This is a genomic window from Lentzea waywayandensis (genome assembly GCF_900115955.1).
Taxonomy (GTDB): Bacteria; Actinomycetota; Actinomycetes; order Mycobacteriales; family Pseudonocardiaceae; genus Lentzea; species Lentzea waywayandensis.
Window position 1 is genome coordinate 25299 of sequence record NZ_FOYL01000010.1, and the last position, 13917, is coordinate 39215.

Annotated in this window: 13 protein-coding genes and 1 other RNA gene; 2 read left to right on the forward strand and 12 right to left on the reverse strand. The window is 69.2% G+C overall.

Features of this window, described 5'->3' with window-relative positions; genetic code table 11:
- Positions 1-12: 12 nt before the first annotated feature.
- From BM417_RS31655 to BM417_RS31695, 9 genes are read right to left on the reverse strand one after another with little or no spacing between them, the layout of a single operon-like run.
- A complete protein-coding gene (locus BM417_RS31655; protein ID WP_093602178.1) occupies positions 13-1419 on the reverse strand; it encodes an RNB domain-containing ribonuclease in 1407 nt (468 codons plus the stop codon).
- 24 nt (positions 1420-1443) lie between these two features.
- Positions 1444-1638, reverse strand: coding sequence for a hypothetical protein (locus BM417_RS31660; protein WP_030481005.1), 195 nt, complete (start codon positions 1636-1638; stop codon positions 1444-1446).
- Positions 1635-2108: a hypothetical protein gene (locus BM417_RS31665; protein WP_093602180.1), complete on the reverse strand. Its 474-nt coding sequence runs from the start codon at positions 2106-2108 to the stop codon at positions 1635-1637. Before BM417_RS31665 ends, BM417_RS31660 begins: the two co-directional genes overlap by 4 nt.
- A gap of 18 nt (positions 2109-2126) precedes the next feature.
- Entirely contained in the window at positions 2127-3131 is a 1005-nt protein-coding gene (locus tag BM417_RS31670) for a C40 family peptidase (RefSeq protein ID WP_093602182.1), read from the reverse strand.
- Positions 3132-3134: 3 nt separating this feature from the next.
- Positions 3135-3737 carry a hypothetical protein gene (locus tag BM417_RS31675; RefSeq protein WP_093602184.1) on the reverse strand — a complete coding sequence of 201 codons (603 nt, stop codon included), beginning with the start codon at positions 3735-3737 and terminating at the stop codon, positions 3135-3137.
- 13 nt (positions 3738-3750) lie between these two features.
- Positions 3751-5619 (reverse strand): hypothetical protein, encoded by a 1869-nt coding sequence (locus BM417_RS31680; RefSeq protein ID WP_093602186.1) that lies wholly within the window; start codon positions 5617-5619, stop codon positions 3751-3753.
- The gene (locus tag BM417_RS31685) at positions 5616-8432 is read right to left on the reverse strand and encodes an ATP-binding protein (RefSeq protein ID WP_245822319.1); all 2817 of its coding nucleotides are present in this window, start codon (positions 8430-8432) and stop codon (positions 5616-5618) included. The genes BM417_RS31680 and BM417_RS31685 overlap by 4 nt, the downstream gene beginning before the upstream one ends.
- Before the next feature lie 19 nt (positions 8433-8451).
- Positions 8452-8928: a hypothetical protein gene (locus BM417_RS31690; RefSeq protein WP_093602190.1), complete on the reverse strand. Its 477-nt coding sequence runs from the start codon at positions 8926-8928 to the stop codon at positions 8452-8454.
- A 3-nt stretch (positions 8929-8931) separates the two neighbouring features.
- Positions 8932-9210, reverse strand: coding sequence for a hypothetical protein (locus BM417_RS31695; protein ID WP_176960163.1), 279 nt, complete (start codon positions 9208-9210; stop codon positions 8932-8934).
- Positions 9211-9635: 425 nt separating this feature from the next.
- Between BM417_RS31695 and BM417_RS31700 the strand changes: the two genes are divergently transcribed.
- Complete coding sequence (locus tag BM417_RS31700) at positions 9636-9899, forward strand: hypothetical protein (RefSeq protein ID WP_245822284.1); 264 nt, start codon at positions 9636-9638, stop codon at positions 9897-9899.
- Positions 9900-9945: 46 nt separating this feature from the next.
- Here the strand turns inward: BM417_RS31700 and BM417_RS31705 are convergent, their stop codons facing one another.
- The 3 genes from BM417_RS31705 to rnpB all read right to left on the reverse strand — a co-directional run bounded on the left by BM417_RS31705 (position 9946) and on the right by rnpB (position 13221).
- Positions 9946-11532 carry a DUF6345 domain-containing protein gene (locus BM417_RS31705; RefSeq protein WP_093602192.1) on the reverse strand — a complete coding sequence of 529 codons (1587 nt, stop codon included), beginning with the start codon at positions 11530-11532 and terminating at the stop codon, positions 9946-9948.
- 155 nt (positions 11533-11687) lie between these two features.
- Entirely contained in the window at positions 11688-12812 is a 1125-nt protein-coding gene (locus BM417_RS31710) for a threonine synthase (protein ID WP_245822285.1), read from the reverse strand.
- Between the two features lie 17 nt (positions 12813-12829).
- An RNA gene (gene rnpB, locus BM417_RS31715) (RNase P RNA component class A) lies at positions 12830-13221 on the reverse strand.
- A gap of 174 nt (positions 13222-13395) precedes the next feature.
- Between rnpB and BM417_RS31720 the strand changes: the two genes are divergently transcribed.
- Positions 13396-13917 carry an NAD(P)H-dependent oxidoreductase gene (locus BM417_RS31720; protein ID WP_093602196.1) on the forward strand — a complete coding sequence of 174 codons (522 nt, stop codon included), beginning with the start codon at positions 13396-13398 and terminating at the stop codon, positions 13915-13917.

The following is a 13917-nucleotide window of genomic DNA, read 5'->3' on the forward strand; positions in this document are numbered from 1 at the left end:
TGGGCTCGATGCTCACACCGCCCTGAACCGGACGCGCCGCTTGACGGGGTCGGCCTCGTCCAGCCGGACGCGAATCCGCTCACCCTCCGGCAGGCGCTTCCCGGTGCACTTCGCGAGGATCGGCGGAGCGGACACGAACACCTCGGCGTCGTTGTCACCGGACCGCAGCACCACGGCGTCGAACTCCTGCCCGACCCGTCCGGCCAGCACCCACGCCTCGGCCTGGTCCAGCGACGCGCGCTCCACCTTCGACGCCAGCGAGTCCGAGGACCCCATCAGCGACGGCAACAGTGGCAGCGCCTCGGCCAGCCAGGACGGCAGCTCCTGCCCCGCCGTGACCGCCAGGCACACCTCGGTGGCGAAGCGATCCACCAGGCGGCGCAGCGGCGCGGTGACGTGGGTGTACGGGGCCGCGACACCGGCGTGCGTCACGACCTCGGGAACGGAGCCGTTGAACGCCGAGTAGCCCGCACCGCGCAGCAGCCGCGTGGCGTCCGTGAACAGCGCCAACGCTTCCGGCGTCGAGGCGTCCAGACCGGCCAGGAACGCGCCCGGCGACAGGTCCGCGGGCCACGCCACCTTCAGAGCCGCCGCGTCCTTCCGCAGCGAGGCCACGGCCTGGGCGTCCGGGTCGGGCAGCGTCCGCAGGATGCCGACCTTCGCCTCCAGCATGATCGACGCGGCCGCCATCCCGGTCATCAGCGAGATCTCGGCGTTCCACGAGTCCACCTGGGCCCGTGGCCTGGTCACCAGCTTCCAGCCGTCCCCGTTGGACTCGATCTCCTGCTCGGGCAGCTGCAACTCGATCGCACCGCGCTGACGAGCCAGCGCCCGCCGCAACGGCCCGAACTCCGCCAGCGCCGCCACGGACGGGTGCGGATCGCCCGCGTCGAACGACTTCTGCACCGACTCGTAGTCGAACTGGGCCGTGGACCGCACCAACGCCCGTCGCACCTCGACAGCCGTCGGAACGCCGTCAGCTCCACAGGTGAACGTCCACAGCACCGCGGGACGTACGACACCGGGCAAGAGAGAGGCGGCACCCTCGGAGAGCACGGTGGGATGCAGCGGCACGTTGCCGTCAGGCAGGTAGATGGTCTGACCGCGACGCCGGACCTCGGCGTCCAGCGGGCCGCCGGGCGTCACGAACAGCCCCAGGTCGGCGATCGCGTAGTGCACGACGAAGCCGTCACCGGACTTCAGCACGCACAAAGCCTGGTCCAGGTCCTTGGCACCGGGCGGGTCGATCGTCACCAGCGGCAGCGAGGTGAGGTCGGGGCGGTCTCCCGCGGAACGGGAAACCGCCGCCTCTGCCTCGGCGAGCACAGCCGCGTCAAAGGATGACGGCAGGCTGAACTCGGTGCGGATGCCGTCGAAGGACACGTCCGCACGGCCCGTGCGGATCACCAGGGAAGCCACCCGCACAGACTAAGGACCAGAAGATCAGTCCTCGTCGTCGCCGCGCCACTTCTTGTCGGACTCGTCGGCGGCCTTGGTCCGTTCCCTGGCGATCTCCAGGGCGCGGGCCGCGGTGGCCTCGTCCGGGTACGGACCCATGCGGTCCGGGCCCTTGCACCCCTTGCCCTGCTCCACGGTCTGGTGGGTCAGGCAGAAGTACCACCCGCTGCTGTCACTCATCTGCGTTCGCCTCCCAAAGGCGCCGGGAATCCCCGCGGCGGCGTCGACTGGTTGGCGTTGGCGTACTCCGACGGGATCGGGTCCAAACACGAGACCAGCACCGTGCGGTCCTCGGCGTTCTCGATCTTACGTCCGGAACGGTCCCGGTAGACGAGAGATCCGTCGGAGTCGATCTCCATGATGGCTCCGACCTCGGCCAGCTGTTCCTCGTCGAGATCGGCGAGCTTCTCGTAGCGCGACGGCACCACGCGGTAGACCGGCCACTTCAGGTGGCCGTACGTCCGGTGGAAGTCCGCCAGCAGGTGCACCAGGTGCTGCTGCCACGGCAACGGCATCGCCTCGGCCAGCGCACGTGGGATCACCACGTAGTCGGCAGAGACTCCCGGAGCACCGGCCGCCACGTAGTCACGCACTGGTGTGCTCGACGCGGGTGGTCCGGAAGGCCTCGGGATGGGGTCGTGGTTGAACATGCAGCGCCTCCCCGCGATCTACACGCCCGGCCGGACGGCCAGCGGCATCAACTCTTGATAATTCCAGTTGATCTTGCTGATCTTCACGACGTCACCCGTCTGGGGGGCATGGATGTACTCGTCGTTGCCGAGGTACATGCCGACGTGGTGCACCGAGCGCGGGTCCGCGGTGTTGTACGCCCAGAAGATCAAGTCACCGGCTTGGGCGTCGCGCACCGGAAGGTGGGCGCCGCCCTTCTCGTACTGGTCGTTCGCGACGCGCGGGATGCTCACACCGGCCGCGCCGAAGGCCTTCACCAGGATGCCGGAGCAGTCCCACGCGTCCGGGCCGTTGCCGCCCCACAGGTACGGCTCGCCCAGCTGCTCCTTGGTGAACTGGATCGCGACGCCCGCCGCGTTCGAGGCCAGCAGGAACTCCCCCGCGCCCGAACCGCAGCCGGCCGGGTCGGAGATCGCGCCCAGCTCGCTGAGCAGGAACGCCCCCATGGACTCCCAGTTGTGGTACCGGTCGGGGAACGCCGAGCGCTCCACCGCCTGCGCCGAGTCACCGGGCCGCTTGTTCTCCCAGTCCGGCACCTTCAGCAGCACGTCGTAGAACTTGTTGATCGCGTACGTCGGGTCGATGACCTGGGCGGGTGTGCCCCAGCCCATCGACGGACGCATCTGGAAGATGCCGAGCGAGTCGCGGTCGCCGTAGTTCAACGGGCGCAGTCCCGACTCGGTCATGCCTGCCTGGATCGCGATCTGCCACGCGAGCGGCGGCAGCTTGCGCTCCTGGCCGATGGAGATGATCCGCGCGACGATGTTGCGCTGCTCCTCGTTGAGGCGCGCCGCGTCAGCCTGCCCCTTGGCCGCACCGCCGCCCGCGTCCCACGGCCCGATGGCCGCGTTGCAGCTCATCTTCAGGATGTTGCCGCCGGCCGCGGGGTTCGTGGAGTTGCTGACCACCTGCGACACGCCCGACGTCGCCACGGCGATCACGACGATCGCGGCGAGCGCCCCGATCAGCAGCATCACGCGCATGGGTCAACTCGCCTTCGTGTAGCCGTTGACCCGCCACTCGTTGCTGGGCGAGAGCTTGATCAACGTGATGACGACCTTGCCGGTGTCCGTTCCCACCTCGAAGTCCGCCGACGACACGGTCGACCGCTTGGCCGCGACCTTCTGGGTGATCTTGTCCGGCACGTTCTTCGGGTCGATCGTCGCCATCTGCGCGAGGAACTCCTCCGTCGTGTACGGACGAAGCTGCGCGAGCCACTTGGTGACGTCGTTGTCCGGCGGCGGCTTGATCCAGTTCTCCGCCCACAGCTCGGCGATCAGCTGCGCGTCCGCCGCGGGAGGAGCGGCCGACGCGGCGTTCGTGGGCGGCGGCTGCTTGGTCGGCAGCGAGACGCCGCTGCTGCCCGGAAGCTGACCGACCTGGGTGCCCGACGAGGACGTCGAGGTCCGGCCCGCGGCGGACGGGTCGGCGCCCTTGCGGTCGAGCACCCTGGGGATGACCACGCCGAGCCCGACGACCAGCACCACGAAGATGATGATCGAGGCGGCCAGGTGCCGCGGGGAACGCAGCGGCCAGCCCCACAGCCTGCGATAGACCGCGGCACGGCCGCGGTTGGTACGGATCGGCATCTACGCTCCCTCCTCAGCCGTTGTCCCGGACTTCGAAGCCGCGCGACGGCCGGTAGATCACGTGCACCGGACGCCCTGCGACGACTTCTGTCTCGGCCCTGCGAGGTTCCTGCACCGGCGCGGAGTAACCGCCGGAACGCGACGGCACGAGCACCGCGTCGTCGACCCGGTCCCACTGCCTGTCGGTGACCGTGGGGCTGTCCACCACGCGCGACCGGGCGACCGGCAGTGCCGCCGGACCCGATCCCGAGGGCAGCGCGCCCGCCCGCACGCCGGAACCGTTGGGGCCACTGATGATCTGGCCTGGCTGCGAGTCGCGGTCGAGCCGCTGCGCCGTCGCCATGACCGGGTTCGAGGCCTCCGGGCGCACCCGGCCGCGACCGCGCTGCGGTGCCGCGTCGCCCTCGGTGTCGTTGTCCCGCACGGACTCCCAGAACTCGTCCTGCGGCGTCGGGCCGGTCTGCTTCTTGCGGCCCATCATCTTCGACCAGACGCCACCGCTCATCGGCAGGACGTTGCTCGCCGAACCGACCGACATCTCGACCATCTGCCACATGCGGCGCAACGGTTTGCCGATCACGAAGCACACGAGTGTCAGCATCAGGCCGAGCAACGTGCGCGTCAGCAACGAGAGCCCGGTCGCGTTGAAGATCGCCTGGAGCAGCAACGCGTGGACACCCGCGAGGACCGCGAGCACCAGCACGTTGAACACCGTCACGGCGGCCGCGCGGGCGACCTTGCGCAGCAGGTCGTGGTGCAGCAACGCGACCAGGCCGATGAGCGGCCCGGCGAGCGTCAGGATGCGCAGCAGCAGCTGGGCCAGCAGCACCGCGGCCTTCGCGAACAGCTGGAACAGCGAGAACGCGACGGACTGGAGCAGTGCCAGGAAACCCGCGCCGGTGCGGCTGCCGTCGGTGCCGTCGAAGTAGCCCTTGGAGGTACCGAGCTGCGCTTCGAGGGCCTTCCACTCGGCCTTCTTCGCGTCCAGGGCGGCCTGGTCGCCGTCCTTGCCCTCGGCGATCTCGGCGGTGGTCCAGGCCTGCGCCTTGAGGACGCGCGGGCCGAACTCGGCGGCCTGCGGTGCCTCGGGCGTGCCGAACGCGCCGCGCAGCCAGCTCTGGTAGACGACGGCGTCGTGCAGTTTCGTCGGCAGGACGTGGAGTGTGCCTTGTTCCTCAGGCGCCTCGATGAACCCCGCCTGTATCTCCGATGTCTTGGAGACCAGCGTGTTGTCGAGGAGGTTGTAGAACTGCGGCAAGGCCAAGGTGGACGTCGCCAGCCACATGGCCGCCAGCGCCCACAGCCCGCGTTTGGAGATCGCGGCGAAGTCGCCGGTCCAGATCTGCCGGAACATCAGGATCGCGAGGAGCAACGCCACCAGGCCGAACCAGCGCAGGTAGACGTTGTCGTAGACCTTCTGCACGCCGTTCTTCACGGCGTCGTCCAGCGGGACCAGCAGGCCACGGCCCATCACGGTGTAGTGCAACGCGTTCGTGGCACCGACGATGTTCTTGCCGATGCTGAAGAGCTCGTTGCCCGCCCACGTGTCGAGCGTGGCGTTGGCGTCGGGCAGGACGTTGCACTTGGCGTTGTAGTTGTGCCAGACCATGCCCGCGTAGCCGTACTCGAGGTACGGCGAGCCGGGCAGGCCGTTGCCGACGGGCGGGTCGAGCGCGCCGACCATGCCGGCGCCCGGCCGTTCGGGATTCGGTGCCTCGCCGCAGGATTGAGCGTGCGCCATCGGGGCACCCATGACCACCTGCAACGCCAGGATGGCCGCCACGAGGCCGACCGACCTGGTGCGTGCTGACGCGCGCAGCGCGAAGCGCCGCCTTGCCCAGAGCAAGGCGGCGATCGCGAGCACGATCGTCAGCGCCGTCATGCGCCGCCGTCCCGGTGGCGGTTGGTGCCGTCACCGTGGGCCACCAGCTGGGCCTCTTCCTCCGTCAGTCCTAGCTCCATGTCCGCCGCCAGTTCGTCGTCGATCTCGTCGGGCACGTAGGCGGGCGGCTGCGGGGCCGCGTTGGGATCGTCCGCCGGCACGATCTCGCCCTTGCCGTTGTCGCGCTTGGCATCGGGGGTCGTGTCGAGGGCGTTGCGCAGGTGCTCCAGGTGCGGGCCGCTGAAGTCGATGCGGATCCGCTCCACGCCACCGGCACCGTCGCCGAAGATGAACTGGCGCGGCGCGCGGTCGCGTTCGGTCGCGTTGCGCTCGCCACCGGGGCGGCGGCCGAGCGACGCGATGACCTGCTCGTACCCGGCGCCGATCGGCACCTTGAGCAGCCGCAGCGCGTCCGCCTGCGCCGAGTCGTCGTCGAGCCGGCCGACGAAGACCGAGTCGAGCAGCGTCACGAAGCCCTGGATCTTCAGGAAGTCGGCGGGGATCTGCGACGACAGCAGCACGCGGACGTTCCACTTTCGCGAGTCACGCGCGAAGCGGTTCATCAGCACGCGACCGGTCGGGACCTCGGAGAGGAAGAACGCCTCGTCGATCCAGACGCCCTTGCGCTGGTCCTTCGGCTTCTCGTAGATCGAGCGCTGGGTGAGCCAGGCGGCGAGGTTCAGCATCTCGACGCCGAGCGACTCCGCGTCGGTCCAGTGCTCGCGGCCGACGCCGTCCTTGGGCAGGTTCAGGCCCGCCATGGTGAGGACGGTGAGGCGGTCGTCGCGCACCTCGTTGTACGGGTCGTGGTTCTCCTCGGGGATCAGCAACGACATGCGCTCGCGCATCTCGTCGAGGAAGTCCGCGACGACGACGGCGTGCTCGTGGTGCTCGGACGCGTCCCGGCGCAGCGCCTCGAAGACGAGACCGGGGTGGGCGTCGAAGCGGCCACCGACCGTGCGGACCGCGCGCAGCAACACGATGCGCGTCTGGGGCAGGCGGGCGACCTCGTAGGGCAGCAGACCGGTGAGCACGTCCAGCACGAGACGGCGGCGGGTGGCGGCCGCGAGGGCCTTCTCCCGGCGCCAGGCCCGTTCCGGGTCCTCCTCGTCGAGGAAGTGGTCGAGCATCGGCTCGGCGACCACCCGGTACGGATTCAGGATGCCGGGCTGGGCGTTGAGCAGGTTGATCGGCCGCGCGTAGGGCCGCAGCTCCGGCAGGTCGCACAGCGCGGACAGCGGACCGGACGGGTCGAGCAACGTCCAGTGCGCGCCGGCCCGCAGGGTCTTGTAGACCATGCCACCACCGAGGAACGACTTACCGGCACCCAGGCCCGCGACCATCGCCGTCAGACCGGAGGCGTCCCGGAGCTCCTGCGCCATCCACGGGTCCCACGCGACCGGGCGGCGGGTGGCCGTGACGGTCTCGCCGAGCAGGATCCCGCGCCGGTCACCGACCTCGGCGGTCGCCGTCGGGACAGCGGACGCCGCCCACAACACGCTGCCGCGGCGCAGGTACGCGCCGTTGGACAGCGGCTCGCCGGGGATGAACTCGCGGGCGATCGCGTACTGGGCCTCGGGGTGGTCGATCGAGACCTTCGGCTTGTACAGCTCGAGCAACGACTGGGCGAGCCGCAGTGCCTCGCGCTCGGTCGGTCCGGAGACGGCCAGGCGCCACCACGAGCGCACCCGGGTGCCGAGCGCGGTGAAGCCCGACGTCATCTCGTCGTCGATCTCCAGCACGCGGCCGGCCTGGCGGGCCAGCGACTGCGGCGGTTCCAGCTCGTGCTCGTCGGTGTAGTGCCGGACCTGCGAGCGGACCTTGCTCATCTGCCGCGACAGCTCACCCGACACCTCTTCGGGCTTGCGCACATAAATACGCGCGGACCACTCGACGGAGGCGGGCAGCCGGTCGGCTCGCTGCACCCACGGGTCGTCGACCTCGGGGATCTGCAGGCCGTGCATGAGGCCGACGGTGAGCACGCAGACGTGCCGCTTGATGCCCGCGTTCGAGCCGGTGCGGCCGCGCACGGTCACCGTCGGTGAGTACGGCTCCTGGTGGAAGTCCGCGGCGTCGGTGAAGGACGCCAGGTCCTCCGGCTCCCACGCGGCACCGGGCACGGCGGGCAGGTTGCGCGGCGCGGGCAGGCCCAGCGAGCACGACCTGTGCATCAGCCAGGACATCTCCTCGGCCGTCGCGGGACGGCCTTCGAGCCCCGCGGACCCGATGACCTGGTCGAGGTGCTCGACCTCGGAGTCCAGGGCCACCAGCTCGGCGTCGACGGCATCCGGGAAGACCTTGCGCAGCACGGGGGCCGCGCGTTCGACGGCGCGGTCCATCATGTTGCGGGTCTGCACCTGAACGCCCAGGTAGACCTCTTTCTCCGCCATCGAGCGGCCCATGAGCTGCTGCTGCTCGCCGACCATGTAGTCGTCGAACGACAGCGTGCCGGGAGTGTCCGGCAGGCGCTTGACGGCGTTGTGCACGTGCGCCTCGGCCCACATGCGGATGGGGTACGGCCGCGTGGTGACCCGCAGGTGCATCCAGCGCCCCTGGAGCTCGGCGTACTGGCCCGCGATGGCCGCGATCAGGTCCTGGCGCTGCGAGTCGCTGCGGAACGACCAGCGCTGCGGCGCGAGCCGGTACCAGGCGTAGACCTCCTGGCCCGTGCGCAGCAGGTGACCGTCGATGCTGCGAGCCGCGATCGACGGTGTGTAGCTCGGCACGGACTGCTCGCCGGGCAGGCGGCGGCCGCGCTTCGAATACGCCGCCCTGTCGCGCTCGCGCGGGTCCGCTGCGGCGTGCTGGGCGATGTGCTGGGCGGAGCGACGGTCACGGTCTCGCCGGCGTCCGAACACCGCGAACCTCCTTCTTACGGCTGTCTGACGTCCGGCGGGGCTGGGCCTGCTGTCTCGCCCGTCGTTGTTGTTTCTTGCTCAACTTGGGACGAGGCCGCTGCGGACTGACCCGGATCCGGGCGGCACTGGCCGCTCCGCCGGTGCTTGCCGTGCGCTCTCGAGGTGCCGTCAGCTCGCGGACCCACATCGACATGACGGCCGTGAGGGGCCGTTCATGGCTGATCCGCTGGGTGATGAAGCGGGTGAGGATGATCGTCGCGACGAGGGCCCAGGCGGTCGAGAAGAACCCGAACCCGACGCCCATCTGCCGTTCGATCGTGAGCACGAGGAGGAAGACGACGATCCCGACGCCCCACGCGACGTATCGCGCGCGCCAGGGAAACGTCGCTTTGGGCGGGCCGAGCCAGACGGCGTCGACCCGGTAGACCTCGTCGTCGGTGCGGACCCGCACGTGTCAGCCTCCGACGAACAAACCGGCGAGCCACTGGCCGATGTTCGCGCCGGCGTCAGTGGTGACGGCGAGGCCGATGATGGCCAGCGCGACGATCACACCACCGAGGCGGCGCATGACACCCGCGTTGTCACCTTTGCCACCTCCGAGCCAGAGCAGGAGCAGCGCGACGGTCAGCAGGAGCAGCGGGACGATGTTGTCCAGGATCCAGTTCCGGACATTGCCTGTGCCCGGCACCGTCGGCTGCTGCTGAGCGAGTGTCACCAGGTCCATGGCGGTCATTTCTTACTCCAGAGTGCGCTGGGGCTTGCGCTACGAGTAGAACACGAGTTCGTCACGACGTGTGGGGCTGTTGCTGCGGGGTGTAGATCATCTGGCCGTTCCCCCTGGGAGGAATTACGTCTAATCTGGCCGACACATCATCACTGAGGAGACGTCAGTGGGGAACACCCGGATCGAGATTCTCTCCGTCGCTGGCAAGGTTCACCCGACTGCGAACGCCCTGGTCACCCACAGTGCGTGGGTCCTAAACACACGCACGTGTACATCCATGTGAACGCCCTGATCGGCCGGTTCGCGACCCCTGTGACGGACACAGCGGGCGCAATCCGGAGCGACGACTCCGAGGAGATTCGCCGATGCTCGAACCTGACCTCGTGCCGGACGGAAGTGTGGACGGAATCACAGCCTCCCCTAATGCTCCAGGCGTGGATGAGCCTACCGGGCAGAGCACGCAATCCCGGCGCCGGGTCCAAAGGACGATCAACTTCGACAGGTCGGTGCTGGAGCGCGCGCGTGCGGCGGCCACCTACCTCGCCTCGTACGAGCCCCAGGCGGGGGTGCGGTCGCTCGCCGACATCGTGAATCCCGCGGTGCTCGCCTACGTGACCGAGTTGGAGGAGCTCTACAACTCGGGGGAGCCGTTCCGGCCGGTGCTGCGGATGCCTTCGGGGCGGCCGGCCAACCGGTGAAGCCCGGCGACCGCGGGGTCACCGGGCTTCGTCGAGCGTTCGGCTCCTAGGAGGCGCCGGAGATCCGCCAGAACAGGCCGGTCGAGGCGTAGTCCGGGCCGACGCCCGTGCCCTTGCCCCAGAAGAAGTCGTTGAAGTTGCCGAGTCCACCCGACGAGGTGACGGGGCCCATGGTCGCCCAGCGGACCGAGGCGGGCTGGGTGTCGATGCTGGCCTGCGCCCACGCGTCGCGGACCTTCATCGGGTTGTTCCACCACAGGAACGGCGAGCGCCACATGTAGTGACCGAACTTGCCGCCGTGGTTGGCGGAGTTGTAGCTGATGGTCGTGAAGCTGTTGATCTGGTGCAGGCCGCGGAACGACTGGCCCCAGCGCTGCGCCCAGGTCTGGCCGCCGGTGCTGTCCTCGAGGATCAGGCAGGTGAAGAGGCTCATCCACTCGACGTCGTTCTGGCCCCAGCGCGCGTCGGTGTTCGCGAGCTTGTTGTCGGTGTGGTTGGAGCAGCCGGTGAAGTAGAAGCCGGTGCCGGAGCCGTGGCCCTGCCAGTAGGTGAGGTCGACGTCGTCGGCCCAGTTGGTGTCGTCACCGCCGGCGAACATCGGGTCCTTGAAGTCGCTCTCCCACGCGTTGGCGTTGAGCCAGGTGAAGTCGCGGGCGATGCCGTGGTTGCTCGCCTCGGTGTTGAACGTGCCGATGTTGGCGACGGTGTTGGGCAGGCCGGAGCAGTTGCCGGTGCCCTCGCTGCCGACCTGGGTGCCGACCGCCTGGCTCTTGAACTGGGCGTCCGGGCGGGGCTCCTGGCCCGGTCCCGGCTGCGGCAGCTCGGCGCCGACCGCGGCGGGCAGGGTGATGGCCTGCGGTGCGCCACCGTCGTCGTTGCGACCGGCGCAGCGGAACGAGGGCTCGATCTTGTCGACCTTCTCCTCCAGCGGCGGGGCCACGTAGACGTAGCTCACCTCGGGCTTCACCGAGGCGCCCAGGTACTTCTGGCACAGCTTGGCGCCGTAGGCGAGGTCGTTCACCTGGACGGTGCCGGCCTTGTCGTAGGTGCGGGCGGCGTGACTGACCGCCGTCACGCCCTGCGCGTCGAACGAGACGCGAATGTTCGCGCCCTCGCCCTCCAGCGGAAGGCCGTCGAGCTGGAACGTGTACGAGACGCTCGTGTCGAGGTTCGCCGTGAGTGCGTTGCGCCCGTTGGCGTCCGACAGTTCGAACGTCGTGTACTGCGCGCTGGGCGTCGCGTTGGCCGGCAGCACACCGGCTGCTCTCAGGCCTTCCTGCGCGCGCTTGGCCGCGTCCTCGGTGGGGATGGTCTTGATGCGCTTGATCGCCTCGGTGTCGAGCGCGGTCTGCGTGGTGTCGTTGCCGTCCTCGTCGGGCCTGCCCTGTCCTTTGTCGACGGTCGGCAGGTACTGGTAGCGCTGCTCGTCCGCGAAGGAGACCGCGCCCGCCTCGGATCTCTGGACGTCTTTGAGGCCGAACGCCCGTTGCAGCTTCTGCGTCTGTTCCTGGTCGAGACCGGAGCTCTTCACCCCGTAGACGGGCAATTCCGTGGCGTCGGCGGTCGCGACACCGACCGCTCCCGCGGTGACGAGACTGGACAGGGCCAGCACCACCGTCAGCTTGCGTTGCATGTCTGTTCCCTCCCTTGGGGACGGCCGGCTGCAGGGGCCGACCGTCTGACAGGAGGATCTGGCGTTATTCGCCGTGATACCGAGAGTGGACATTTGCGGCGGGCGCACCACTCGAACGGCCGTAATTCTGTAACACCCTTGGGGCAGTGAAGGACCTAGAGGCGGATACTTGGGTACTTGATGCCCGCGCCGGTGTTCAGCACGACCACTTCGTCGCTGGCCTTGAGCCAGCCGTCCTCGCGCAGTGAACGGACGGCGCTGATCGTCGCGGCGCCTTCCGGGCACAGGAACACGCCTTCGAGCCGGGCGGTTTCGGCGCGGTCCGCCGCGATCTGCTCGTCGGTCACCGCTACGGCCGTGCCATTGGTTTCCCTGATGGCCTGAAGGATGATGAAGTCCCCCAACGGTTTCGGCACGTTGATGCCGAACGCGTCGGTGTAGGCGGCGTCCCAGAAGGTCGATTCGGCCTTGCCCTCGTCGAACGCCTTCACGATCGGCGCGCACCCGGTGGACTGCACGGCGACCAGGCGCGGCAGCTTTCCCTCGATCCAGCCGAGCTCGCGCATCTCGTGCAGTGCCTTGTGAATCCCGATCAGTCCAACCCCGCCGCCGGTCGGGTAGATGATCACGTCGGGGACGCGCCAGCCGAGTTGTTCGACGATCTCGTAGCCCATCGTCTTCTTGCCCTCGATGCGGTAGGGCTCTCTGAGCGTGGAGGCGTCGAACAGGTCGACGTCCGCGATGGCCTTGGCGGCGTCGGCGATGGTGCCCGGCACGATCCGCAGCTCGGCGCCGCTCGCCTCGACCTCCTCGCGGGTGATCAGCGGGGCGTCCTCGGGCATCGCGATGACGCTGCGGATGCCCGCGCGCGCCGCGTACAGGGCCCAGGCGGCGCCCGCGTTGCCGTTGGTCGGCATCTTGATGCCCTCGATGCCGAGTTCCTTGGCCCTTGCGACGCCGACGGCCGCGCCACGGGCCTTGAACGAGCCGGTCGGAATGAGCGACTCGTCCTTCATGAGGACGTTCGCGTCCAGCGCCCGGCTCAGCGCGGGCAGCGGAACGAGCGGGGTCATGCCCTCGCCGAGGCTGAACGCCGGGTCGGGGTCGCGGACCGGGAGGACGTCGCGGTAGCGCCACAGCGAGTTCTCGCTCGTCGGGCGCCCTGCTCGGGTGAGGTCGTAGCGAGCGAGCAGCGGCGACGCGCACTCGTGGCAGAGGTTCTGGACGGCGTCGGCGTCGTGTTCGCGGCCGCAACGGGCGCATTCCAGATGCGAGAGCATGACTTCATGCATACAGGCGGATGAGCCGGCATGTAAGCCGGATCCTGTTCGTGGGACCGAGGTCCCAGTCGGCGGCCATCCATCTGGGCCTGCCGTTGCCGACAGGCTCTAGCGGCCTACCCGCGAGCATCGGGCGGGCAGCCCTCGAACGCTCGCGCAGCACCTTCACTTGCGATCCGGTGCCCTCTTGGCCTTGCTCCGGGTGGGGTTTACCTAGCCGCCCCAGTCACCTGGGGCGCTGGTGGTCTCTTACACCACCGTTTCACCCTTACCGCGGCTTTCGCCGAGGCGGTCTGTTCTCTGTGGCACTGTCCCGAGGGTCGCCCCTGGTTGCCGTTAACAACCACCCTGCCCTGTGGAGTCCGGACTTTCCTCGACGCTCTCGCGCCGCGGCCGCCCTGCCGACTCATCCGCTTTCCGAGGATATCCCAGCGGCTGGGAGTGGTTGTCCACCGGTGCGGACGTTGGTTGACTTCGGGCATGACACGACGTCGCCACGTCGACTACGGCCGCGTGGCAGCAAGCCTGTGTTGCCTCCGCTGAGTGCGTTCTTCGTGCCCGCGACCTCAGGGAGTGCCTTGTCATGTCCGATCTGCTGATCATCTCCGGTGCGCCGTCCCACTCCGCGCCGACCGGTGTCGTCGTGTCGTTCGTGGAGGAGCAGCTGCGGGCCGCCGGCCACCGCGTGTCGTTGCTCGACGTGCGGGCGTTGCCCACGTTGTCGCTGCTCACCGAGGACCTGCGCGATCCGGAGATCGCCGAGGCCGTGAGCAGCGTGCTGGCCGCGGACGGCGTGGTCGTGGCCTCGCCCGTGTACCGCGCGGCGTACAGCGGGCTGGTGAAGGCGTTGCTCGACCTGCTGCCGAAGAAGGCGTTGCGCGGCCGTGCCGTGCTGCCGCTGGCGACGGGCGGCAGCCAGGGTTTCCTGGTGGCGATGGACTACGCGCTGCACCCGTTGCTCGCGGCCAAGGGCGCGGACCAGGTGGTGCGCGGCGAGTTCGTGCTGGACCAGAACGTGAACACGCCCGGAGCGGCCGCCGCTCTGGAAGCGGCGGCCGATCGGTTCACCGCGGCGCTGACGCCCCGGCTGCGCAAGGTCAGCTGA

Bases quoted from the DNA above. Each gene is read 5' to 3' on its own strand.
- BM417_RS31720 (WP_093602196.1), top strand. From the start codon at position 13,396: ATGTCCGATCTGCTGATCATCTCCGGTGCGCCGTCCCACTCCGCGCCG.
- BM417_RS31670 (WP_093602182.1), bottom strand. From the start codon at position 3,131: ATGCGCGTGATGCTGCTGATCGGGGCGCTCGCCGCGATCGTCGTGATC.
- BM417_RS31710 (WP_245822285.1), bottom strand. From the start codon at position 12,812: ATGCTCTCGCATCTGGAATGCGCCCGTTGCGGCCGCGAACACGACGCC.
- BM417_RS31665 (WP_093602180.1), bottom strand. From the start codon at position 2,108: ATGTTCAACCACGACCCCATCCCGAGGCCTTCCGGACCACCCGCGTCG.
- BM417_RS31695 (WP_176960163.1), bottom strand. From the start codon at position 9,210: ATGACCGCCATGGACCTGGTGACACTCGCTCAGCAGCAGCCGACGGTG.
- BM417_RS31680 (WP_093602186.1), bottom strand. From the start codon at position 5,619: ATGACGGCGCTGACGATCGTGCTCGCGATCGCCGCCTTGCTCTGGGCA.
- BM417_RS31705 (WP_093602192.1), bottom strand. From the start codon at position 11,532: ATGCAACGCAAGCTGACGGTGGTGCTGGCCCTGTCCAGTCTCGTCACC.
- BM417_RS31660 (WP_030481005.1), bottom strand. From the start codon at position 1,638: ATGAGTGACAGCAGCGGGTGGTACTTCTGCCTGACCCACCAGACCGTG.
- BM417_RS31675 (WP_093602184.1), bottom strand. From the start codon at position 3,737: ATGCCGATCCGTACCAACCGCGGCCGTGCCGCGGTCTATCGCAGGCTG.